At 44.5% G+C, this 22,115-nt stretch carries 24 protein-coding genes, 1 pseudogene and 1 riboswitch; of the genes and pseudogenes, 21 read left to right on the top strand and 4 right to left on the bottom strand.

All coding sequences use genetic code 11. The annotated features are described in order from the left end of the window. Nucleotides 1–121: 121 nt before the first annotated feature. From NSQ37_RS12710 to queF, 6 genes are all read left to right on the top strand, one after another. Nucleotides 122–1,159 (top strand): YkvI family membrane protein, encoded by a 1,038-nt coding sequence (locus NSQ37_RS12710; RefSeq protein ID WP_341123908.1) that lies wholly within the window; start codon nucleotides 122–124, stop codon nucleotides 1,157–1,159. Between the two features lie 97 nt (nucleotides 1,160–1,256). Next, nucleotides 1,257–2,378 carry a hypothetical protein gene (locus NSQ37_RS12715; RefSeq protein ID WP_122503870.1) on the top strand — a complete coding sequence of 374 codons (1,122 nt, stop codon included), beginning with the start codon at nucleotides 1,257–1,259 and terminating at the stop codon, nucleotides 2,376–2,378. Between the two features lie 108 nt (nucleotides 2,379–2,486). Then, nucleotides 2,487–2,531: riboswitch (PreQ1 riboswitch) on the top strand. A gap of 96 nt (nucleotides 2,532–2,627) precedes the next feature. Continuing rightward, nucleotides 2,628–3,287 (top strand): 7-cyano-7-deazaguanine synthase QueC, encoded by a 660-nt coding sequence (gene queC / locus NSQ37_RS12720; protein ID WP_003154679.1) that lies wholly within the window; start codon nucleotides 2,628–2,630, stop codon nucleotides 3,285–3,287. After that, nucleotides 3,288–3,731 carry a 6-carboxytetrahydropterin synthase QueD gene (gene queD / locus NSQ37_RS12725; RefSeq protein ID WP_007408455.1) on the top strand — a complete coding sequence of 148 codons (444 nt, stop codon included), beginning with the start codon at nucleotides 3,288–3,290 and terminating at the stop codon, nucleotides 3,729–3,731. Next, nucleotides 3,724–4,455, top strand: a complete 732-nt coding sequence (gene queE / locus NSQ37_RS12730; protein ID WP_015239741.1) for a 7-carboxy-7-deazaguanine synthase QueE — start codon at nucleotides 3,724–3,726, stop codon at nucleotides 4,453–4,455. Before queD ends, queE begins: the two co-directional genes overlap by 8 nt. A gap of 17 nt (nucleotides 4,456–4,472) precedes the next feature. After that, entirely contained in the window at nucleotides 4,473–4,967 is a 495-nt protein-coding gene (queF, locus tag NSQ37_RS12735) for a preQ(1) synthase (RefSeq protein ID WP_003154673.1), read from the top strand. Between the two features lie 344 nt (nucleotides 4,968–5,311). On the opposite strand, the gene NSQ37_RS12740 is transcribed toward queF, so the two are convergent. Together NSQ37_RS12740 and NSQ37_RS12745 are read right to left on the bottom strand one after the other, a co-directional pair. Further along, nucleotides 5,312–5,554 (bottom strand): hypothetical protein, encoded by a 243-nt coding sequence (locus NSQ37_RS12740; protein ID WP_167340422.1) that lies wholly within the window; start codon nucleotides 5,552–5,554, stop codon nucleotides 5,312–5,314. Further along, nucleotides 5,551–5,907, bottom strand: a complete 357-nt coding sequence (locus NSQ37_RS12745; protein ID WP_167340629.1) for a winged helix-turn-helix transcriptional regulator — start codon at nucleotides 5,905–5,907, stop codon at nucleotides 5,551–5,553. The genes NSQ37_RS12740 and NSQ37_RS12745 overlap by 4 nt, the downstream gene beginning before the upstream one ends. Before the next feature lie 168 nt (nucleotides 5,908–6,075). Between NSQ37_RS12745 and NSQ37_RS12750 the strand changes: the two genes are divergently transcribed. The 6 genes and pseudogenes from NSQ37_RS12750 to NSQ37_RS12775 all read left to right on the top strand — a co-directional run bounded on the left by NSQ37_RS12750 (nucleotide 6,076) and on the right by NSQ37_RS12775 (nucleotide 10,652). Continuing rightward, nucleotides 6,076–6,822 carry an SDR family NAD(P)-dependent oxidoreductase gene (locus NSQ37_RS12750; RefSeq protein ID WP_015239743.1) on the top strand — a complete coding sequence of 249 codons (747 nt, stop codon included), beginning with the start codon at nucleotides 6,076–6,078 and terminating at the stop codon, nucleotides 6,820–6,822. A gap of 136 nt (nucleotides 6,823–6,958) precedes the next feature. Then, nucleotides 6,959–7,171 (top strand): annotated as a pseudogene (locus NSQ37_RS12755) (7-cyano-7-deazaguanine reductase); the annotation flags it as partial. A gap of 316 nt (nucleotides 7,172–7,487) precedes the next feature. Further along, entirely contained in the window at nucleotides 7,488–8,687 is a 1,200-nt protein-coding gene (ykvP, locus tag NSQ37_RS12760) for a spore protein YkvP (RefSeq protein WP_032871328.1), read from the top strand. 15 nt (nucleotides 8,688–8,702) lie between these two features. Continuing rightward, nucleotides 8,703–8,930 (top strand): LysM peptidoglycan-binding domain-containing protein, encoded by a 228-nt coding sequence (locus tag NSQ37_RS12765; RefSeq protein ID WP_007409588.1) that lies wholly within the window; start codon nucleotides 8,703–8,705, stop codon nucleotides 8,928–8,930. Nucleotides 8,931–9,026: 96 nt separating this feature from the next. Continuing rightward, the gene (locus tag NSQ37_RS12770) at nucleotides 9,027–9,962 is read left to right on the top strand and encodes a glycosyl hydrolase family 18 protein (RefSeq protein ID WP_032871331.1); all 936 of its coding nucleotides are present in this window, start codon (nucleotides 9,027–9,029) and stop codon (nucleotides 9,960–9,962) included. Nucleotides 9,963–10,376: 414 nt separating this feature from the next. Beyond that, nucleotides 10,377–10,652 (top strand): DUF3219 family protein, encoded by a 276-nt coding sequence (locus NSQ37_RS12775; RefSeq protein ID WP_007409590.1) that lies wholly within the window; start codon nucleotides 10,377–10,379, stop codon nucleotides 10,650–10,652. 72 nt (nucleotides 10,653–10,724) lie between these two features. Here NSQ37_RS12775 and NSQ37_RS12780 read toward each other — a convergent pair whose 3' ends face one another. Next, nucleotides 10,725–10,910: a YkvS family protein gene (locus NSQ37_RS12780; RefSeq protein WP_003154669.1), complete on the bottom strand. Its 186-nt coding sequence runs from the start codon at nucleotides 10,908–10,910 to the stop codon at nucleotides 10,725–10,727. 163 nt (nucleotides 10,911–11,073) lie between these two features. Here NSQ37_RS12780 and NSQ37_RS12785 point away from each other — a divergent pair, with 163 nt between their 5' ends. From NSQ37_RS12785 to NSQ37_RS12810, 6 genes are all read left to right on the top strand, one after another. After that, nucleotides 11,074–11,268 (top strand): hypothetical protein, encoded by a 195-nt coding sequence (locus NSQ37_RS12785; RefSeq protein WP_059367104.1) that lies wholly within the window; start codon nucleotides 11,074–11,076, stop codon nucleotides 11,266–11,268. Nucleotides 11,269–11,542: 274 nt separating this feature from the next. Next, complete coding sequence (locus tag NSQ37_RS12790) at nucleotides 11,543–12,166, top strand: cell wall hydrolase (protein ID WP_167340630.1); 624 nt, start codon at nucleotides 11,543–11,545, stop codon at nucleotides 12,164–12,166. Between the two features lie 115 nt (nucleotides 12,167–12,281). Continuing rightward, nucleotides 12,282–13,622, top strand: a complete 1,341-nt coding sequence (locus NSQ37_RS12795; protein WP_007409593.1) for a polysaccharide biosynthesis protein — start codon at nucleotides 12,282–12,284, stop codon at nucleotides 13,620–13,622. A 62-nt stretch (nucleotides 13,623–13,684) separates the two neighbouring features. Then, complete coding sequence (gene stoA / locus NSQ37_RS12800) at nucleotides 13,685–14,179, top strand: endospore biogenesis thiol-disulfide oxidoreductase StoA (protein WP_007409594.1); 495 nt, start codon at nucleotides 13,685–13,687, stop codon at nucleotides 14,177–14,179. Nucleotides 14,180–14,421: 242 nt separating this feature from the next. Then, complete coding sequence (locus NSQ37_RS12805) at nucleotides 14,422–16,335, top strand: heavy metal translocating P-type ATPase (RefSeq protein WP_167340631.1); 1,914 nt, start codon at nucleotides 14,422–14,424, stop codon at nucleotides 16,333–16,335. 113 nt (nucleotides 16,336–16,448) lie between these two features. Further along, complete coding sequence (locus NSQ37_RS12810) at nucleotides 16,449–17,543, top strand: M24 family metallopeptidase (protein ID WP_007611047.1); 1,095 nt, start codon at nucleotides 16,449–16,451, stop codon at nucleotides 17,541–17,543. Between the two features lie 57 nt (nucleotides 17,544–17,600). Here NSQ37_RS12810 and NSQ37_RS12815 read toward each other — a convergent pair whose 3' ends face one another. Then, the gene (locus NSQ37_RS12815; protein ID WP_255764256.1) at nucleotides 17,601–17,726 is read right to left on the bottom strand and encodes a hypothetical protein; all 126 of its coding nucleotides are present in this window, start codon (nucleotides 17,724–17,726) and stop codon (nucleotides 17,601–17,603) included. A gap of 100 nt (nucleotides 17,727–17,826) precedes the next feature. On the opposite strand from NSQ37_RS12815, the gene NSQ37_RS12820 reads away from it, so the two are divergent. The 3 genes from NSQ37_RS12820 (at nucleotide 17,827) to ptsG (ending at nucleotide 22,036) form a co-directional block, all read left to right on the top strand. Next, nucleotides 17,827–18,792 carry a LacI family DNA-binding transcriptional regulator gene (locus NSQ37_RS12820; RefSeq protein ID WP_072589034.1) on the top strand — a complete coding sequence of 322 codons (966 nt, stop codon included), beginning with the start codon at nucleotides 17,827–17,829 and terminating at the stop codon, nucleotides 18,790–18,792. 50 nt (nucleotides 18,793–18,842) lie between these two features. Continuing rightward, a complete protein-coding gene (gene glcT / locus NSQ37_RS12825; RefSeq protein WP_012117426.1) occupies nucleotides 18,843–19,709 on the top strand; it encodes a glucose PTS transporter transcription antiterminator GlcT in 867 nt (288 codons plus the stop codon). A gap of 230 nt (nucleotides 19,710–19,939) precedes the next feature. Beyond that, the gene (ptsG, locus tag NSQ37_RS12830; RefSeq protein ID WP_003154656.1) at nucleotides 19,940–22,036 is read left to right on the top strand and encodes a glucose-specific PTS transporter subunit IIBC; all 2,097 of its coding nucleotides are present in this window, start codon (nucleotides 19,940–19,942) and stop codon (nucleotides 22,034–22,036) included. Nucleotides 22,037–22,115: the final 79 nt, after the last annotated feature.

Here is a 22,115-nt window from a genome sequence, read left to right on the forward strand (position 1 = left end):
TTAGAGGAGAGAGCTGAATCTGTTTTCTCCGGGGAAGGACGATTTGTTCGTCTTTTCGGGCGACTTGTCTCATAAGCATATATAAAGGCCTGGACAAATCTGCGCTTAGCCGGAGGGTGAAATGGGACAAACAAAAGGTTCTGCAAGTCAGCTTGCATTTGTATACGTAGGCACGGTTGTAGGAGCCGGTTTTGCCACGGGAAGGGAAATCGTTGAGTTTTTTCTGAAGTTTGGCTGGATCGGTCTGTTCGGTATCGTGGTAAGCGGTCTGATGTTTACATATTTAGGCGCCAAAATCATGATCATTTCCAAACGGATTCACGCAGCATCTTATCAGGAATTGAACACATATTTATTCGGCCAGTCCATCGGCCGCGCCGTGAATATGTTTATGATGTTTATATTGCTGGGAGTGACCTCTGTCATGCTGTCCGGAGCGGGAGCGCTGTTTCATGAACAGCTTGGCTGGCCCGCACAAGCCGGGATCCTTCTGACGATCGTACTGAGCTTTGCCGTCATGACAAGCGGTGTTAAAGGTGTGTTCGGCGTCAATATATTGGTTGTGCCGCTTTTAATTTCTTTCTCTTTTATCGTGACAGCTGATTCATTTGTATTTACAAGCACGAGAAACGCGGACGAATGGGTATGGCCTGACAAGTGGAATTGGCTTTTGTCCGCCGTCTCTTACGGCGCGTTAAATTTATCGCTCGCCCAAGCCGTGCTTGTGCCGCTTGCGAATGAAATGTCTTCAGAGAAGGTGATCAGAAGGGGGGCTTATTTTGGCGGCGTTCTGTTGACACTGGTGCTTGCCGCGAGCTTTTTATCATTATCGGTGCTGCCGGATGTGCTGGAGTTTGACATTCCGATGGCTCAAGTCGTCTATTCGTACTCGCGTTCGCTTCATATCATTTATTTGTTTATTATTTTCGGAGAAGTTTTTACGTCGGTCATCGGCAATCTATACGGATTGGAAAAACAATTAAACAGTTTTCTTCATATAAAAAGTACATATATTTACGGCGGCATTTTGGCGTTTGCTTTCATTATCAGCCAAATCGGCTACGGACAGCTGATTTCCACCGTTTATCCGGTGTTTGGGTATGTGAGCCTCGCTTTCATCGGCGCATTGATTTGCAAAAAAATCCCGAAAGAAAAATAAGGATATAAGGAAAATGTCTGTATTTTTTGGGAATTCCCCTTCTTTTTTCCTGACATTTCTGTATAATGAATTGGGAAATGATGGGGAGGAGTAAGAGATGAAAGCTCGACGTGTATTATTGGGATTTATTTTTATTTGTATCGGCATTGCGTTTTTTTTACAGAGGGCGGGAGTTATTCATATATCCGCAGGTTCGGCGTGGCCGTTTCTTTTCATTATAATGTCCGCAGGGTTTCACGCCGGATTTATTTTTGCGAAAAAAACGCCTGAACAGGCGGAACTGCTCGTTCCGGGCGGTATGTTTTTTGTGCTGGGCTGCCTGTTTTGTTTTGAAACGGCAACGGGATGGACGTATTCAGACGTGACGTGGCCTGTTTATATATGGGCGCCTGCTCTCGGTCTGTTTGAGCTGTGGTATTTCGGCGGGAGGAAGTTAGGTGTATTGATTCCTGCTTTCATCATGACAGCCGTGGGAGCACTATGCTTTGCCGGTATGCTGATGACGGGGCTGTGGCCGCTTTTGATCATCGCAGCCGCGCTTTTGTTTCACGCCGTTGCCTTTATGCAGCCGAAAAAAAGATCGGGCCTTCTTATTCCGGGCGGCATTTTGCTTGTGACGGGTTGCTTGTTATGGTTTGAAACGCTGACGGATTGGACATACGCAAATGTGACATCGCCTGTCTACCTCTTTTCCGTTGCGTTCGGCCTGTTTGAAGCCTGGCTGTTCGGCAGAAGGCAAAGAGGGCTTTTGACTGCTGCGGCGGTTCTGTGCGCCGCGGGCATTTTCGGCATATTCACCAATGCAAATGAAGTCATCAGCGAACGCGGCTGGCCCGCTCTCATTCTTTTGCTGGGCGCCGCTTTTCACATTCCGATTTTCGGCCCGAAACCTGTCAAAAACGCGGGACTTCTTGTACCGGGCGGCATCTTATTGATTACGGGGATCTTGTTTGTCTTTGAAACGGCAACCAATTGGTCCTACTCCGGTGTGACATGGCCTGTTTACCTGTTGGCAACGGCATTCGGTTTATTTGAGCTGTGGCTGTTCGGCGGGAAACAGAAGGCGCTGCTCATCCCGGTTGCGGTGCTGACCTTGACAGCACTTTGCTTTATGATGACGAATCAGCCGATCATTCCGGTTTCTGTTTTCTGGCCTGCTTTATTTGTTCTGATCGGGATTGCGCTGATGGTATTTCCGGGGAAAAAACGCGGGGCTTAAACCCGCTTTTGCAGCCTGACACAGGGTTCAGGCTGTTTTTTTATTGTCACGGGAAACAACATTATGGTATGATAGCAAAAGTGAAAAAAGAAGAAAATCCGTATTGATGCGGGAGAGGTTCTAGCTACACCCTCTATAAAAAACTAAGGACGAGCTGTATCCTTGGATACGGTTTTTTTATGTTTTTTAGGGCGCCTTCTCCGAAAAAGGCGCTTTTTTTATGGAATGATAGATAAGGGAGAGAAAGACATGAAAAAAGAAAAAGCAGTTGTGGTGTTCAGCGGAGGCCAAGACAGCACGACTTGTTTATTATGGGCTTTGCAAAACTTTGAAGAAGTGGAAACCGTTACATTCCATTATAATCAGCGTCACCAAGAAGAAATCGATGTGGCAAAATCGATTGCCGAAAAGCTCGGTGTCAAAAATCACTTGCTTGATATGTCTCTTTTAAATCAGCTCGCGCCGAATGCGCTGACAAGAGATGATATCGAAATTGAAGCGAAGGACGGGGAACTGCCGACAACCTTTGTGCCGGGACGCAACCTTGTATTTTTATCCTTTGCATCGATTCTTGCATATCAAATCGGCGCGCGCCACATTATCACCGGTGTTTGCGAGACTGATTTCAGCGGCTACCCGGACTGCCGTGACGAGTTCGTCAAATCCTGCAATGTCACCGTCAACCTGGCGATGGAAAAGCCGTTCGTCATTCATACGCCGCTTATGTGGCTGAACAAAGCAGAAACGTGGAAACTTGCTGATGAGCTCGGCGCGCTTGATTTTGTAAAGAATAACACACTGACTTGCTATAACGGCATCATTGCGGACGGATGCGGCGAATGCCCGGCATGCCTGCTCCGCAATAAAGGATATGATGAATATATGAAAATGAAAGGAGAGCGAAACTAATTGCTTTCTCAAATTTACCCGCAGGTTCAGCATCCTTATTCGTTTGAGTTGAATAAGGACATGCACATCTCAGCCGCGCACTTTATTCCCCGCGAAAGCGCCGGAGCGTGCAGCAGAGTCCACGGGCACACGTATACAGTAAATATTACAGTTGCGGGGGATGAACTGGACGATTCAGGCTTTCTCGTGAATTTCAGCGTGCTGAAGAAATTGGTGCACGGCGCTTATGACCATACATTGCTGAATGACCATGACGAGTTTTCTGCTGATGATGACAGATATTCACTGCCGACGACCGAGGTCGTGGCCAAAACGATTTACGATAAGGTGCAGTCCTACCTCGAAACACTGGAGAATCAGCCGGTCTGCGTGCAGATTTTTGTCAGGGAAACCCCGACAAGCTATTGCGTATACCGCCCGAAAAAAGGTGATAGGAATGGCTAAAGGAATTCCGGTATTAGAAATTTTCGGACCGACGATACAAGGGGAGGGCATGGTTATCGGCCAGAAAACCATGTTCGTCCGCACGGCGGGCTGCGACTACTCCTGCAGCTGGTGCGACTCCGCTTTTACATGGGACGGCTCAGCCAAAAAAGATATCCGCTGGATGACGGCGGAAGACATTTACCGCGAGCTGAGAGAAATCGGCGGAGACGCTTTTTCCCATGTCACCATCTCAGGAGGAAACCCGGCACTGTTAAAGCAGCTTGACGCGCTGATTCTGCTGCTGAAAGAGAACGGGGTGCGCGCCGCTTTAGAAACGCAGGGAACGGTCTATCAGGATTGGTTCACAATGATTAACGACCTGACGATTTCACCGAAGCCGCCAAGTTCGGGGATGACAACCGATTTTGCAAAGCTCGATCACATTGTGTCTTCGCTTGATGCGGCAGAAAGGCTTAACGCGGTCAGCTTAAAGGTCGTCATTTTTAATGATGAAGATCTGCAATTCGCGAAAACCGTGCACAAGCGGTATCCGAATATTCCGTTTTATCTTCAGGTCGGAAACGATAACGTCCATACGACGGACGACCGGGCATTGATCGCACATCTGCTCGGAAAATACGAAACACTCGTTGATAAGGTTTCAGCCGATTCGGATCTGAATCTCGTCAGAGTCCTGCCTCAGCTGCATACATTGCTTTGGGGCAATAAACGGGGAGTTTAATAGAAAGGGAGATTTATATGACAAGAAAAGAATCAGAATTAGAAGGAGTTACGCTCCTGGGGAATCAAGGGACAAACTATTTATTTGAATATGCGCCGGAGGTTTTGGAATCATTTCCGAATAAACACGTGAACCGTGATTATTTCGTTAAATTCAACTGCCCGGAATTTACGTCGCTTTGCCCGAAAACGGGACAGCCGGATTTTGCAACCATCTACATCAGCTATATTCCGGACGAAAAAATGGTGGAAAGCAAATCGCTGAAGCTGTATCTTTTCAGCTTCCGCAACCACGGAGATTTCCACGAGGACTGCATGAACATCATCATGAATGATTTGATCGAATTAATGGACCCCCGCTACATTGAAGTATGGGGCAAATTCACGCCTAGAGGCGGAATCTCCATTGACCCGTATACAAACTACGGCAGACCGGGAACAAAATATGAAAAAATGGCCGAACATCGGATGATGAATCATGATATGTACCCGGAGACGATTGATAATCGGTAATTATTCCGTTGTGTGATACGGAGTGTGAAACGAAGTGGAGTCACAGTAAAATCCGAACATTCAGTGCTGATTTTCAGCGGAATTGTGACCGAGTCACAGCGAAGTGTGACCCGCACTAAGCTCAATAAAAGTGTGACCCGGTCACACTAAAAGTAGGAAAAGTCACACCTGAAAATGGCTCTACTCATGGGAATTGTATTAAAAAGTGTGACCTGAGGTGCAACCTGAACTGTGACTTTTATGCAGTGAAAAATTGATAGTACAGAAGCAGATTAAGGCGTACAATTTGTACGTCTTTTCTTTTTTATCCGAAAGAAAAAATGCCTATCTAGAGATCATAGGCATTAAATATTATTATCAATATCTTCATTTATTTTTTGGCTAAGTTTCTGAACCTTCTCTTTAACATTTGAAACAGCTCTTTTTTGAATTTCATCAAAGTTTTCCTGAATATAGTCCATGACACTTCTTATTAGAACTTCACTTTCAAAATTGAATATCTCATTTATTACTGACTGTTCTTCATCTGTTAGGTGATGGTATTGAAGTTGTTTAGCATTTACTTCAGCAGCTACATCAATCCTCACTTTAGTTGTTCTGGTTGTACAATTTCATATTCACCTTCTGCATACTTTTGCTCCGCATAATGGCTTCCCCATTGACAGAGCTCCTGCAAGATAGGTTTAAGAGATTCTCCAAGTTCAGTGGATGAATATTCAACCTTCGGCGGTACTTGATTATACATCTTTCTGCTCACAAGTCCACTGGCTTCAAGCTCTCTAAGTGTTTGAATCAGCATTTTCTGAGTTATATTTGGGATCATGCGCTTTAATTCACTCGTTCTCTTTGGTCCATTCATTAAAAAGTATAATACAAGGCCTTTCCATTTTCCGCCAATAACTTCCTTTGTCACTTCAAACCCACAGCTAAATTTTTTCATGTCTAAAGCTCTCCATTCCACATTTATTACTTTTTAGTTACTATATCACAAAAAAGTGGGTACTTCCGATAATGTGCTTACTGAAGGATACTATATCTTGTAGGTTGTTCTTCAAGTACTTAAAGGTACTAGACATAAAATAAAATCAATTCTAAAGGAGTGTTAAGTATGGGTAAATTTGAAGGTAAAATAGCGCTTGTAACGGGTGGAACAAGTGGGATTGGTCTTGCTACAGCACAAAAATTTGTAAACGAAGGTGCATATGTTTATATCACGGGACGTAGACAAAACGAACTTGATAAAGCTGTTAACCAAATTGGCAAGAACGTAACCGGTGTTCAAGGTGATATTTCTAAGCTTGAAGACTTAGATAAACTATATGACATGATAAAGCAGGAAAAAGGTAAGTTGGACATTCTTTTTGCTAATGCAGGCACCGGCAACTTCCTTCCATTAGGTGAAATTACTGAAGAGCAGGTTGATAGAACGTTCGACATTAACGTTAAAGGAACCATCTTTACTGTTCAAAAAGCGTTATCACTATTCCCGGACAAAGTAGGTTCTATTATTGTAACGGGCTCTACTGCTGGATCAATTGGCAACCCAGCGTTTAGTGTATATGGAGCATCTAAAGCAGCATTAAGAGCACTGGTTCGCAACTGGATTCTTGACCTAAAAGGTACTGAAATCCGTGTAAATGTGGTGAGTCCAGGAGTTATTCTTACACCTGCATACGATGAACTTTTTGGTGATGCACTTGAAGGAGCAATGGAAAATACCAGAAATACTGTTCCAGCTGGAAAAGTTGGGACACCTGAAGAAGTAGCAAACGCTGTATCTTTCCTTGCTTCAGACGAAAGCAGTTACTTGACGGGTGTTGAATTGTTCGTAGATGGCGGGCTAGCACAGGTATAATTTCACTGCGCAGAGATTACAAATAGTCCCCAAAAAAGGTTAAAATCAATCGTTTGGTAAGGTGTGAAATTGGTGTGACTTCATGATTAATGTCTAGAGCAAGTACTTATGGGACAAGACTTTGACCTGCCTTTTCTTCCACGAGGACTGCATGAATATCATCATGAATGACTTGATCGAATTAATGGACCCCCGCTACATTGAAGTATGGGGCAAATTCACGCCTAGAGGCGGAATCTCCATTGACCCGTTTACAAACTACGGCAGACCGGGAACAAAATATGAAAAAATGGCCGAACATCGGATGATGAATCATGATTTGTATCCGGAGACGATTGATAATCGTTAATCACTATAAAAGCGTGCCTATTATGACTTTTATGCAAATAAATTGCTATTGCGGAGGTAATGTAAGACGTACAAATGTGTACGTCTTTTTCTTTTAAGCACAAAAACAATTTATTAACGAAAGTATTTTGGCAGAAAGGCTAACAAAATCAAAGGAAAATATGTTGTAGATTGCTTTCTTTTTTTGTGGGGCATCCATATCCAATCACGTTATCTTGCACTTGAACATTTTTTATAGACTGGTACCGCGACAAATTATTTCTCTTCTACATACCAATAAAGTAGACATTAAAAAGTGAAAGAGAGGGCGAAAATGTGTGAAAATTCTTTTCCTCGAGAGTCATCCCATGTGGCTCTATGGTTTACCAAATGGGTTTAGGGAAGCAGGACATACCGTAATGATTTCCGGTCCTGTAAGTCGGGAAAATATCACTGAAATGATAGACGAATTTAAACCAGATCTAATAGTATCTATGGGATGGACACCAGAGCATTCAAGGGAAAAGCAGGCCTGGATTCGCAACGCTACTAAAAAGGTGAATATCCCTCTCGTTTATTGGGCAACTGAAGACCCGCTGCACACTCAAAACTTTACTATCCCGTTAATTAAAAAGGTGAAACCAGATTTTGTTTTCACGGTTACGCCTTCTCTGTGTAAAACTTATGAAAGCATGGGGATTAAAGCAGCTCACTTAGACTTTGCATTTCACGAAAGTATACATCACCAGATTAAACCATTAGCAAAATACAGTTGTGATATAGCAGTGGTGGCTAATGCTTACCCTAATTTTCTTGAAGAACATCCGGAAGTGTTCCGTTCGTCCTCTTTAAAAACGCTTATTCGTCCTCTTATACGGAAGGGTATTCGCATTGATTTTTGGGGGAGAAACTGGGAAAAAATGAGTAAATATATAGGAAGAGAAATTCCCCGCAATTGGATCCATGGATACCTTGATTATACTGAAGCATATAAAGTCTACAGTTCAGCAAAAGTCGTTATCGGTTTGCAAAACTGTGAAAGCCAACTTACGCAACGCACCTATGAGATTCTTGGTTCCGGGGGGGTTTTATTGACATCGGATACACCAGCAGTTCGAGGTAAATTCAAACCTGGCCGCGATCTCATCGTTTCTTCCTCCCCAAAAGAAACATTGGAAAAGGTTAAATACTATTTGAATCATGATAGCGAGAGAAAAAAGATTCAGATAAACGGTAAAAAGGCTGTAAAGAATGATTCCTATCTGCATAGAGCCGAGAGAATGCTTGAGGTGCTAAAAAGCAGAGGAATTATAAGAAACTTAGGGGAAACCATTCATTATGTAGATGTTCTCAAAGAAAAATACGTGATCCATCATGTTACTCCCGGTGAAACATTATCAATAATTGCCAGGAAGTATAATGTTTCCCTGCAGCAACTCATGGAGCTTAATCATTTCAAATCAGATCAAATATATGCTGGACAAATCATTAAGATTAGAGAGAAACTGTTTAGAAATATTGATAACAAATTTTTCTAAAGGAGAGTAATATGAATGAAGGGGAAAATACCTAAAATAAGAAATCAAGCGAATAAAGTAAAAAGAACGCCTCGTTATATGGAATTTCCCGTGACATACGAAGTATATCATGTGGAATCCGGCGATACATTATGGACGATTTCTAAATCCTTCAATATCCCGGTACAACAACTTATAAATCTTAATAAGCTTTCTTCAGATAGAATTTATCCTGGACAAATTATAAAGATAAGAGAAAGATAATCTTTGAGGTTTCGGAAACGAATCAAATTGAAATGACAATCCTCATTTTTTTATTTGTGGGGAACTTGATATTTTTGGGGATGAAGGGGTTATGAGATGTTTCAAATGAGCTATTTCTATTCTGGATTAGGATGGGATTTTATTCAACACGTTGATCAAACGAACGGAGTATTAAATGTTGTGTCTCCTGATTTTTTCTATATCAGAAAAGATGGATCATTACTTCTCCGTTCAGCTAATCCCGATGTGATTAAAGCTCTTCATAGAAGAAAATTAAAAGTAGTTCCTTTTCTAAGCAATCATTGGGATCAGGATTTGGGGCGATTTTCATTAATGAACCGAGTTCTTTTAGCTAAACAAATTTCTCATGCAATAGAAGAACTGGATTTGGACGGAGTTAATATCGATATAGAAAACCTTACAGAAAAAGATCGGAATTTATTTACAGATTTTGTTAGATTGGTAAGGAAAAGTATTCCTAGACATAAAGAAGTATCAGTTGCAGTGGCGGCAAATCCTTTTGGCTGGACGAAGGGCTGGCACGGATCATATGATTACGAGTATTTAGCTAAATATGCAGATTACCTTATGATTATGGCCTACGATGAAAGCCACCTTGCTGGACCTACTGCAAGTGTAGGATGGGTGGAAAAGTCCATTCAATATGCTCTGACCCAAAAAATCTCTCCTAAAAAACTAGTTTTAGGATTGCCATTCTATGGCCGCTGTTGGATGAAAGGCCAATCTGCCTCTCAAGCCATTCCCCTTTACCTTGTTGACTCATTAGTAAAAAGGCATAACGGGACAATTATTTTTGACACAAAGAGTCAATCTCCAAAAGCTATTTTTACTGTCAATCACGATAACAAGGGGCTGTTGCCTTCGGGAACATATACATTATGGTTTGAAAATGAACAGTCACTCAGAGCAAAAATAAAACTCGCTCAAAAATATAATCTGAAAGGTCTTGGCAGCTGGAGTCTTGGACAAGAGGATGCGTCAGTCTGGAATACAGTGTTTAAAAATATATAATGATTTATAGTTCAAAGCAAAATTCGAAGATAATTGCAATGAATCTCTATCCTGAATGGATGCTGGTTTATCTAAAAAACATGATGAGAATTGATTGACCACTCTCATTAAAGGATGGGGAAATTCAAGGCGCCAAGGTACGTGGAGAACCATGACTTGTTGATAATCGACCATATAGTTTCTCCTCAGAAATGAGGGGGTTTTACATAAAAAAGACGAGCGAATCCGGGGGGAATTCCACTCGCCGCTTTCTAATGAAAAGACGGGTGCTGGATGGCAGCTCGTCTGTTTCATTATAAAATAGGGAACGTATGTTTGTAAAGGCCTGCGCTGTTTTTTCTCATTCGGAGCGGATCAATTGTAAAGGAATGGTCAGCATGATAGCATGTCCTGTAAAAAGAAGGAGTGTTCGTTATGGAGCCGTTAGAGTTAAACGGTGTAAGACTGAAAATGTATGATTGTAAAGAAAGTGCGGGTGAAAACGGCCGCATGATTTCATTTATATTGAAGGTGACCTCTGAAACGTATCATGATATTGCCGTCCTTTTGTATGAAAAAACATTTGACATCAAGGCGCCCGAGCGTGGGCTTGAATTCCGCGGTAAAATAACCAACTACTATACATCCGTCACTAATCTTTACAATAAAGATGAGACAGGTGATTTTTTTGTAGAAATGACCGAGATCTGAATTCATTTGAAAAAGCTGCCGGGCGGCAGCTTTTGTGCGGGATATGTAAATGGTTCGGATTGTTCGGGGGGTTTAATAGGAGTCTCTGATGATTTTATAATTCTTATGGTTGACGACAGTGAGGGAATCTAATTCAAGGTCACGATAATTATCCATGATGGTTACATCAACGATGACGGAGTTTTCATTTACTTTTTCAACAATACCGGTTAATCCGTTTTTAAATTCAATGACGTTTCCAACCTTAGCAATTTTCACGAGCTTCCTCTCCTTTATCATAAATCCTGTTTGAAAATATTTTGCAGTATTTTCTTTAAGAAGTAAAGCGATATGGGTATCAGCCCGCTCAATCATTGTCCCGGCGGGGGAAAGATGGTATATTGATTTTCGGGAAAAAGCCGAGAAAAGGAGGCTGTGTTCGTTGCTGCCTGAGGAAATTTCAGAATGTATCAACCAAATGCGCACCGGGGAAGTCAAAGAATTCAGGGTGCAGAAAGAACATTTTCTTGCATTTCGAGCAGTTTTATCGAAGCAGGAAGATTTTAAGCATTTCCGCGGTATTGCACAGCAGGGCGGAGATGTTGTTTTCCAGTATTTAGAACAGCCAAGAAGCTGACGGCTCCTCGCACTTGAGGAGTCTTTTTTTGTTTCTTAGTTTCTCATTTCATCTGGCTGTAACAGATGTAAACAAAATGTAAAATCCCTCCGATGGATACTTTTACTGCTATTTGGTTAATGTTGTGAAAATGACGGCTGTTTTCCTGCCAATAACAAGGCTGTTAACGAACTTCTTCCATCATAAAAGCTGATTGGGAGCACTGGAAAATCTTTAACCGTGAATTTGCGCACAGCTCTTGTTAAGGTAGTGAAGTATTTAAGGAGGAAATCGTATGACGACAAAATTTGCTGCCTTGGCTGTCTTTTTTCTATGTTTTATGCCTGCATCAAAAATTGAACATACAGAAGCTCTGTTTACTTTTGCGAAGAAGCCAAAGCAAGAACCCAGCACACTGGTTGCTGATTTAAATAAAAAAAGCTCGGTTCCGAAGCTTTCAAAAACGGATTATAAGCATTCTATCCAACCGATAAAGCTGTCATCTCACCAAGAGAAGAAAGCAAAACCGGAAGAGACGGCTTATCAGCCGCCGAAAAAAACGTATTCCCGCGCTGACAGACAACTTCTGTCGCGTCTCGTTCACGCAGAAGCGAAAGGTGAATCTTATAAAGGGAAGGTTGCGGTAGCCAGCGTAGTGCTGAACCGCACTGAAAAAAACGGCTTCCCGGATACCATTCGGGGTGTGATCTATCAAAGGAATGCATTTGAACCGGTAGCAAACGGAAGCATTAATCAAAAGCCGGATAAGGATTCCATCGCCGCCGCAAATGAGGCGCTTGACCATCCGGGCAGAGAAACGAACGCGTTGTTTTTCTACAATCCGAAAACGGCATCTGACCACTGGATCCGTTCCCGAAAAATTATCGAACGGATCGGCAGACACGTATTTGCGATGTAAGCATAGCGGGATCAAAAATATCCCGGCTATGCTTTTTTCAATTTTGAGAAATCGAAAATATTTTCAGAACTTGTCTCATATGATGATGGAAGAACGAGAGACAAGGAGAGACACCATGAATCGATTTGTGAAAGGGATCATTCTTTTATCCATCGCCGCCTTTTTCGCGGAATGTCTGGAATTTGTCGTGAATATGATACTGGCGCGGGAGCTTGGCGAGCATGGGATGGGACTTTACATGAGCATTCTGCCCACCATTTTTTTAATTATCGTCATCGCCAGTCTGGAGCTTCCGATCTCCATTTCAAAATTCATCGCGGAATCCAATCAGAAGCTGCATGAAAGCATGCTCCGGCATGCCTTCAGAATGACCGCCGTTTTTACCGCGTTTTCAACCGCGGCCGCAAGCATCGCGCTGCCGTTCATTCCTGTATTCGATACGTATCACCCGTTTATTAAAGGGATTGTCATCGGGCTGATTCCAGTCGTCGCTTTTACATCCATCGCCAGAGGTTATTTTATGGGTGTGCAGCAAATGGGAAAAATCGCGGTTGCGAATGTCATGAAAAAAATCATTCAAGTGCTTTGTCTGTTTATCTTTTTTCAATGGTACTCTTTTGAAATTGATATGGCCGTGCTCATTTCATTATTTGTGCTGGTCGCAAGCGATGTCGTGGTGTTCGTTTACTTGTATACGCAGTTTATTTTGGCGCGGAGGGCGCTTTCCGGCCATCAGCACATTCATCTGCGCGGCAAGGACGTGCGGAAACGCCTCCTGGCCGTATCCATCCCGACAACGGGACTTCGTATATTTCATGCGGTGACGAACGCCATTGAACCCTTTTTAGTGAAAGGAGCGCTGCTGGCGTCCGGGGCAGCCGGGACAGCCGCGATTGATCAATACGGCATGCTTGCCGGTGTTGCGATGACAATCGGTTCGTTTCCCGCATTTATCGCCCATTCGCTGATGGTCGTCATGATTCCCAGCATTTCAGAAGCGTATGCGCTGTCCCAATATGATATTGTGCTGAAACGGCTGAGACAAGCGATTTTTATTACATTCGGCTACGGCATTCCGGCAGTCTGGGTCATGTTTCAGTTCGCGGGCCCGCTGACCCATTTGTTTTTTCAGTCTCCGGAAGCGCAGTATTATTTGCAGCTTTTGTGGCCGTTTTTTCTTTTTCATCTGTTTGTGATGCCGCTTCAGGCCTGTCTGATCGGTATCGGCCACGTGAAAACGGCGTTTTATCATAACGTATGGAGCAGCATTGTAGGGCTTTCGATGATGTATGTGCTCGGTTCTATGCCGGAATTGCAAATGCTCGGCATTATACTCGGCATGAATACCGGCATGATTCTTCTGACAAGTTTACATTACGCGACGATCTGCAAAGACCTCGGTGTCTCCGTGTTTTTGACGGGCGGCGGAAGAACAGCGCCCCGGATCGAAAGCTGAAAAGGCTGATACATTTCAATAAGGAAGGGCAAGCTATCCGAAACGCGTGAAAGGAAGATCATATGCATAAAAACCGCCTAATTGTATGTGCAGTCCTTTTGATAGCTGCCGCCGTCTGGATGCCTGAAGCAAAAGCCTCATCAGAAAAACAGGCAGTTCCAGCCGTGTTTCTGATGAAGACGATTGAAGGAGACGAGATATCGATTCCGAATAAAGGGCAGAAAACGATTTTGCATTTTTGGACATCGTGGTGTCCGCCGTGCAAAAAAGAACTGCCTCAGTTCCAAACGTATTATGAACAGCATCAGTCCGATGATGTAAGCCTTGTAACGGTAAATTTGATGAATGCCGAGCGAAACAAAAATACCGTTCAAAACTTTGTCAGTCAGCACCATCTCACTTTCCCGATTGTTCTTGACACGAAAGGCGAGCTTATGAAGGAATACGATGTCATGACGATTCCCACGTCATTTCTGCTGAATGAAAAAGGAGAAATCGAAAAAAAGATCGTCGGTCCGATGACCGCCTCACAATTAAAAGAATGGTCAGAGAAATAAAAAGGTGCTGGAGGAATTCCTCCCGCACCTTTTTTGCATATAATGAACAGCTGAAGAAACACTAATGATAATTATTATCAAAAAGAAATTAAAACAATTATAATTGAAATCTTCCGCCGGCATGCTATAATAAAGGAAACACTGCGATAACACTGTGAAAATGCTGCCTGTCAGGCGGCTGTTTTGCTTTTATCGGGGAATTGAAGATGATTTGCGTTCTCAATTAGAGAGGAGAATTCATAATGAATGAACAAGTGATGACACAAACCCATTCACAACAGCACATACAAGAAGAGCGGGCCGGAAAAAAGTGGCTCCAGCATGCAGAACTCATTGCGGCGCTCGTATCCGGCGTCCTTATTCTTGCGGCCTGGTTTTTTACCGAAACAAAAGGCCTGTCCGTCACTTTGTATATCCTTGCCTTCCTGATCGGGGGATTTGCAAAAGCGAAAGAGGGAATTGAGGATACCATTGAGACGAAGGCGTTAAATGTGGAACTGCTGATGATTTTTGCGGCTGTCGGCTCCGCCCTGATCGGTTATTGGGCTGAAGGCGCTGTTCTTATCTTTATTTTTTCGTTAAGCGGCGCGCTCGAAACATATACGATGAATAAAAGCAGCCGTGATTTAACATCTTTAATGAAACTGGAACCGGAGGAAGCGACACTGCTTGCGGACGGACGGGAAAAGCGGGTGCCGGCTGCTGAACTTAAGATCGGTGACATGATCGTCATTAAGCCGGGCGAACGCGTAGCAGCAGACGGGATCATTGAGTCTGGCGTGACGAGCCTCGATGAATCGGCGCTTACGGGTGAAGCGATGCCGGCGGAAAAAACAGCCGGAGATTCTGTGTTTACAGGAACGGTAAACGGAAACGGCTCCTTAACGGTCCGTGTGACGAAAACAAATGAACAGTCTTTATTCAGAAAAATCATCCGGCTGGTGGAATCAGCCCAAAACAGCGTGTCACCGGCTCAGGCATTTATTGAGCGGTTCGAAAGTGTCTATGTCAAAGGCGTGCTGTTAGCCGTGGCTTTGCTTTTATTCATTCCTCATTTCGCTTTAGGCTGGAGCTGGAGTGAAACCTTTTACCGGGCGATGGTGTTTATGGTGGTCGCCTCCCCGTGCGCGCTTGTCGCTTCTATTATGCCCGCTGCGCTTTCCCTTATCTCAAATGGGGCCCGCAACGGATTATTGGTTAAAGGAAGTGTGTTTTTAGAGCAGCTGGGAAGCGTACGGATGATCGCTTTTGACAAAACCGGCACGGTAACAAAGGGACAGCCGGCAGTCGCGGCGTTTCAAGCTGCCGAAAATGTGAGTGAAGATGAGATCATGCAAGCGGTGTATGCGATGGAAAAGCAATCAAGCCACCCGCTTGCAAAAGCGATAGCTGAATTTGCCGAAAGCCGGGGTGCCGCGCCCGCAGGACATCTATCGATTGACGAGACGTCCGGATTCGGTGTTCAGGCTGAAATAGAAGGCGTCAAATGGATGGTCGGAAAAGCGGGGTTTGCAGGTGAAGATGCGGCAGATGCTTTTTTGCAAACATCGGGAAAAGAATTAAGGGATAAAGGTTTTACACTGGTCTTTGTTAAAAAAGATGACCGGATTGCGGGCTGCTTTGCCTTAAAGGATCAAATCCGACCTGAAGCCAAAGCCGTGATGGCTGAGCTTGAATCACTGGGCATTAAAACAGCCATGCTCACCGGCGATCAGTCTGAAACTGCGGCTGCCATTGCAAAAGAGGCGGGCATGACGACGGTTGTTGCCGATTGTCTGCCGGACCAAAAGGCAAAAGAAGTGAAGAAGCTGAAAGAAACGTACGGCACAATCGCCATGGTGGGGGACGGCATTAATGACGCGCCCGCTCTGAAAACCGCTGACGTCGGTATTGCGATGGGCGGGGGAACGGACGTGGCCCTTGAAACGGCTGACTTAGTCCTTATGAAAAATGATCTTCACAAGCTTGTGAAAATGTGCAGACTCTCAAGGAAAATGAACCGGATTATTAAGCAGAATATTGTTTTCTCGCTCTCGGTCATCTGCCTTTTGATCTGCGCTAACTTTCTGCAGGTGATGGAACTGCCGTTTGGCGTGATCGGGCATGAGGGGAGCACGATTCTGGTCATTCTGAACGGACTGAGATTATTAAAATAAACATGACAGCCGCACATCGGACGGCTGTTTTTTTAATGTTCGTTCACAGCATAAACGCCGGAAAACTGATAGAATGAATAAAGAGTCACTTTGGTAAGGAGGAAAAGCAAAAAATGAACAGATTAGAACGTGTTTCATCTTGGCTGAAAAAAGAAGGACATGATGCGGCGTTTATACATACAAAGGAAAACGTATTTTATTTAACTGATTTTTACACGGATCCGCATGAGCGGTTAATGGGATTGTTCCTGTTTCAGGAACAGGAGCCGTTTTTCGTTTGTCCGGGAATGGAAGCCGGACAAGCCCGCAGCGCCGGGTGGGAGCATGGTATTATCGGCTACGGCGATCACGAAGATCCGTGGGAGCTGATCAAAGCCGAGCTCACAAAACGAAATGTGCGGCTTGATTCCATCGCGGTTGAAAAGGATTCGATCTCTCTTTCCCGCTCAGAACAGCTCAAACAAGCTTCAGGGGGCGCGGCATTTGTTTCGGCAGAAGAAACGCTCAACCAATTCCGTCTCGTGAAAGATGAGAAGGAAATCAGCATTCTCAGGGAAGCGGCAAAACTCGCGGATTACGGAGTTGAAGTCGGTGTTGCGGCGCTTAAAGAGGGTGTGAGTGAAACCGAAGTACTCGCGCAAATTGAGTTTGAGCTGAAGAAAAAAGGCGTGCAGGGCATGTCATTTTCAACGATGGTGCTGTTCGGGGAAAAATCAGGCCAGCCCCATGGGAATCCGGGTGCAGACCGGTTGAAAAAAGGCGATTTCGTTCTGTTTGATCTGGGCGTTATTCTTGACGGCTACTGTTCAGACATTACGAGAACATTCGCATACCAATCAATCAGCCCGAAACAGGAAGAGATTTACGAAACGGTGCTTAAAGCTGAACAGGCGGCGCTTCAATTAAGCAAACCCGGCGTCAGAATCGGCGATCTCGATTTAAAAGCCCGCGGCATTATTGAAAAAGCCGGATACGGAGACTATTTCCCGCACCGCCTCGGCCACGGACTCGGGATTTCGGTTCACGAATATCCATCAATGAGCAGCGCGAACGACACACTCCTCAAAGAAGGCATGGTCTACACGATAGAACCGGGGATTTACGTGCCGGATGTCGGCGGCGTGCGCATTGAAGACGATGTGTTCGTCACAAAAGACGGCGCCGAAGCATTAACGCAGTATCCGAAAGAATTAACGATTCTGAAATAAAAAGCTTTGTGATAAAAAAGGACGGTTCTGAAACGCAGCGTCCTTTTTTATCACCTTTTAAATGAAAAAATCATCAAAATGCTGAAATGGTTTGATGTCATGCTTTTCATTCAGGGGCCGCATGGCAAGGTAACTGCCGCCGAGTATGGCGAGACACAAACCGATTAAGCAAAGAATCCCCATCGCTGTTCTTCTCCTTTCAAACGAATAGGCTGTTTCTGTTTCTAGCTTACTGTATGAAACGCATTCCAGATCAAGGGAAAAAAAGAAAGGGGGGGACGCAATGGCTACGATCAGAGACATTGCCGGCGCTGCCGGGGTTTCCGTTACAACGGTATCAAGAGTTTTAAACGATCATCCTTATGTAAGTAAGGACAAAAGAGAAAGAGTGAAAAAAGCGATGCAATCGCTCGGATATACGCGCAACATTCATGCTGTGCATTTATCAAAAGGTTTTTCCGATATGATTGGCGTTGTGCTTCCGTCGGTGAATCTTCCGTATTTTGCAGACCTTGTTGCAGGTATTGCCGAGGCTGCCGAAGCGTCAGGCGTGCATCTTTCTTTATACCAGACAGATTATCAGCAGCAAAAAGAACGTTTTGCCTTATCACAGTTACAGGAGCGCCAAGTGGACGGCCTGATTATCTGCTCCAAAGCAATTCCTGATGAACATCTGCTTACCGTGAAAGAACCGCTCATCCTCTGCCAGTACACTGATGCGGCAGGGCTTTCCTCCATCAGTAATCCGCATCGGGAAGCATTTCGGCACGGTCTGGATTATCTGATAGAAAAGGGACACCGGAAAATAGCGATCAGCCTGGCCAGAAAAAAGGGAAAAAACAGTCAAGTACGCATTGCCGCATACAAAGAGGCGCTCAAGAAGATCGGGCAGCCTTACAGGGAAGAGCTGGTTGTGGAAAAGGCGCTGACGCTGCTTGACGGGAAAGCCCTTTTTCAGAGATGGAAGAGCTGGGATGACAAACCGACTGCGCTGTTTGCGGCGAATGATCAAGTATCCGCAGGTCTTTACCTTGAAGCCAAGGCAAACGGGACGCGCATCCCGGAAGAGCTTGCGATTTTGAGCATCGACAATCATGATATCAGCAAGATGTTAGGTATTTCCACAATAGATATACAAACAAAAGAAATGGGAAAGCAGGCTTTTCACATGCTTGAGAACAGGATCAGCGGCGGGCCTCCGGCAAGGAAAGTTCTTGATTACCGCCTTATTGAACGATCAACCGTCTAAAAAAAGAATTGACGCGCTTTCCGTTCGTTTTGTACGATATGAGGTATTGAATGACAAAGGAGCTGAGGATCATGAAGGGGTCCTTTACAGTTGAAAAGGTATTAAATAACAATGTGCTCATCGCAACACATGATAGATACAGTGAGGTCGTCTTAATCGGAAAAGGGATCGGCTTTGGAAAAAAACAAGCGGATGTCATTGAAGATAAAGGGTATGACAAGATGTTCATCTTAAAGGATGAAAAAGAACAAAAACAATTTAAAAAGCTCCTCGGTTATGTGGACGAGACACTTGTCGACATCTCCAATGACGTCATTTATCATATCAAGAAGCGGACAAGCCAACCGTTAAATGAGCATATCCATATTGCGCTGACTGACCATATCGCATTTGCGGTAAAGCGGCTGCAGCAGGGTTTTGACATTAAAAACCCGTTTCTCATGGAAACCGAAACGCTTTATCCGGAAGAATTCCAAATTGCCCGTGAAGTCGTCGGCATGATTAATGAAAAGACGGGAATCTGCCTTCCGGAAGGGGAGATCGGCTTTATCGCTCTGCATATCCACTCCGCCCTGACGAATCGGCCCCTTTCAGAGGTCAATCAGCATTCACAGCTGATGTCCCGGCTCGTTCAGGTGATTGAGGAATCTTTCCAGATGAAAGTGAATAAAGAAAGCGTCCACTATTTGCGGCTGATCCGGCATATCAGATTTACCATAGACAGGATTAATCGGGAAGAGCAGACAAAAGAACCAGAAAAGTTAATGTTATTATTGAAAAATGAATACCCGCTATGCTACAATACTGCTTGGAAACTGATAAAAATCTTGCAGCAAATACTGAAAAAACCAGTTCATGAGGCGGAAGCGGTTTATCTCACGCTTCATTTGTACCGATTAACCAATAAAATTTCATAATTTCAGTTGAAACCTTAAAAACGTGTCACTGATTCGATCAGGCATGAGTGATTGAGGGTGAAAAACGGGAAGAACGGTCCCGTTATTTTGCACACCCTTTTTACTCATGCCTTTTTTGTTGTGTAAAAGGGCAAATGTAAACGGTTAAACTGAAGACTTGCGCCAGTGAATTTGTTGTCATGAATTTTCGCTGTAAGGTCACACTAGCTAACAGAGGAGGTACATCTTTTATGTTTAAAGCATTATTCGGCGTTCTCCAGAAAATCGGCCGTGCTCTTATGCTTCCGGTTGCGATTTTACCGGCTGCGGGGATCTTGCTTGCGTTAGGGAATGCCATGCAGAACAAAGATATGATTCAAGTCATGCACTTCTTAAGCAATGATAACGTTCAGCTTGTGGCGAATGTCATGGAAAGCGCCGGCCAAATCGTATTTGACAACCTGCCGCTTCTTTTTGCAGTAGGGGTTGCGATCGGTCTTGCCAACGGAGACGGTGTTGCCGGAATCGCGGCTATTATCGGATACTTGGTCATGAACGTATCCATGAGCGCCGTGCTTATGGCAAACGGCAGTATTCCGTCTGACAAAATTGAACGGGCAAAGTTTTTTGCGGAAAACCATCCGGCCTATATTAACATGCTGGGGATACCCACTTTGGCGACGGGCGTGTTCGGCGGTATTATCGTCGGGGTTCTGGCCGCGTTATTGTTTAACAAGTTTTATAAAATTGAACTTCCGCAGTACCTGGGATTCTTTGCGGGTAAGCGGTTCGTCCCGATTATCACATCGATTTCCGCATTAATTCTCGGTCTTATTATGTTAGTGATCTGGCCTCCGATCCAGCACGGTCTGAATTCCTTCTCCACGGGTCTTGTGGAAGCGAATCCAACCTTGGCGGCCTTTATTTTCGGGATGATTGAGCGGTCATTGATTCCGTTCGGTCTTCATCACATTTTCTACTCGCCGTTCTGGTATGAATTTTTCAGCTATAAAGATGCGGCCGGAGACATCATCCGCGGAGATCAGCGGATTTTTATGGCTCAGATCAAAGACGGCGTACAGCTGACGGCGGGAACATTTATGACGGGGAAATATCCGTTTATGATGTTCGGTCTTCCGGCGGCAGCGCTTGCAATCTATCATGAAGCGAAGCCTGAAAAGAAAAAACTTGTAGCCGGAATCATGGGTTCTGCCGCTCTGACAAGTTTCTTAACGGGAATTACCGAGCCGCTTGAATTCTCATTCTTGTTTGTGGCTCCTATCCTGTTTGCGATTCACTGCGTATTCGCGGGACTTTCCTTTATGGTTATGCAGCTGCTGCATGTAAAAATCGGTATGACCTTCTCAGGCGGTCTGATTGACTACTTCCTGTTCGGAATTCTGCCTAACCGGACGGCTTGGTGGCTTGTCATTCCGGTCGGCTTAGGATTAGCCGTCATTTACTACTTCGGTTTCCGGTTTGCTATCAGAAAGTTCAATCTGAAAACGCCGGGCCGTGAAGAAGAGGCTGCGGATGAAGGTGCGGGCGCCTCAGGCGAAGCCGGCGACCTTCCTTATGAAATCCTGCAGGCAATGGGTGATCAGGAAAACATTAAGCACCTTGACGCTTGTATCACGAGACTCCGCGTTACGGTCAACGACCAGAAGAAAGTGGATAAGACTCGTTTGAAACAGCTTGGCGCCTCAGGCGTTCTTGAAGTCGGAAACAACATTCAGGCCATTTTCGGCCCGCGTTCTGACGGTTTAAAAACACAGATGCAGGATATTATCGCCGGACGCACGCCGCGCCCTGAACCGAAAGTATCCGCGCAAGAAGAAGTCAGCCAGCAGGTTGAAGAGGTTATCGCAGATCCGCTCCGAAACGAGCAGGGTGAAGAAGTGTTCGCTTCTCCGATCACCGGCGAAATCCATCCGATTACCGATGTGCCTGACCAGGTGTTCTCAGGAAAAATGATGGGTGACGGTTTTGCGATTCTTCCTGAAGAAGGAATCGTCGTATCGCCTGTCCGCGGAAAAGTGCTGAATGTTTTCCCGACAAAACATGCGATCGGCCTTCAGTCTGACGGCGGAAGAGAGATCCTGATTCATTTCGGAATCGACACAGTCAGCCTGAAAGGCGAAGGATTCACTTCTTTTGTTTCTGAGGGTGACCGGGTTGAACCGGGACAAAAGCTGCTTGAAGTTGATCTTGAAGCGGTTAAACCTCATGTTCCTTCATTAATGACACCGATTGTCTTTACAAATCTTGCCGAGGGTGAAGCGATTTCCCTTTCGGCCGAAGGTACCGTAAAACGGGAACAAAAAGATATTGTGAAAATCGGAAAATAAGCATATAAATACGCCGTGCTTGTCAGATGACAAGTACGGCTGTATGATATAATATTGTGTAGTAAAATAGCTTTAATTT

Source organism: Bacillus sp. FSL P4-0334 (assembly GCF_038004825.1).
Taxonomy (GTDB): domain Bacteria; phylum Bacillota; class Bacilli; order Bacillales; family Bacillaceae; genus Bacillus; species Bacillus velezensis.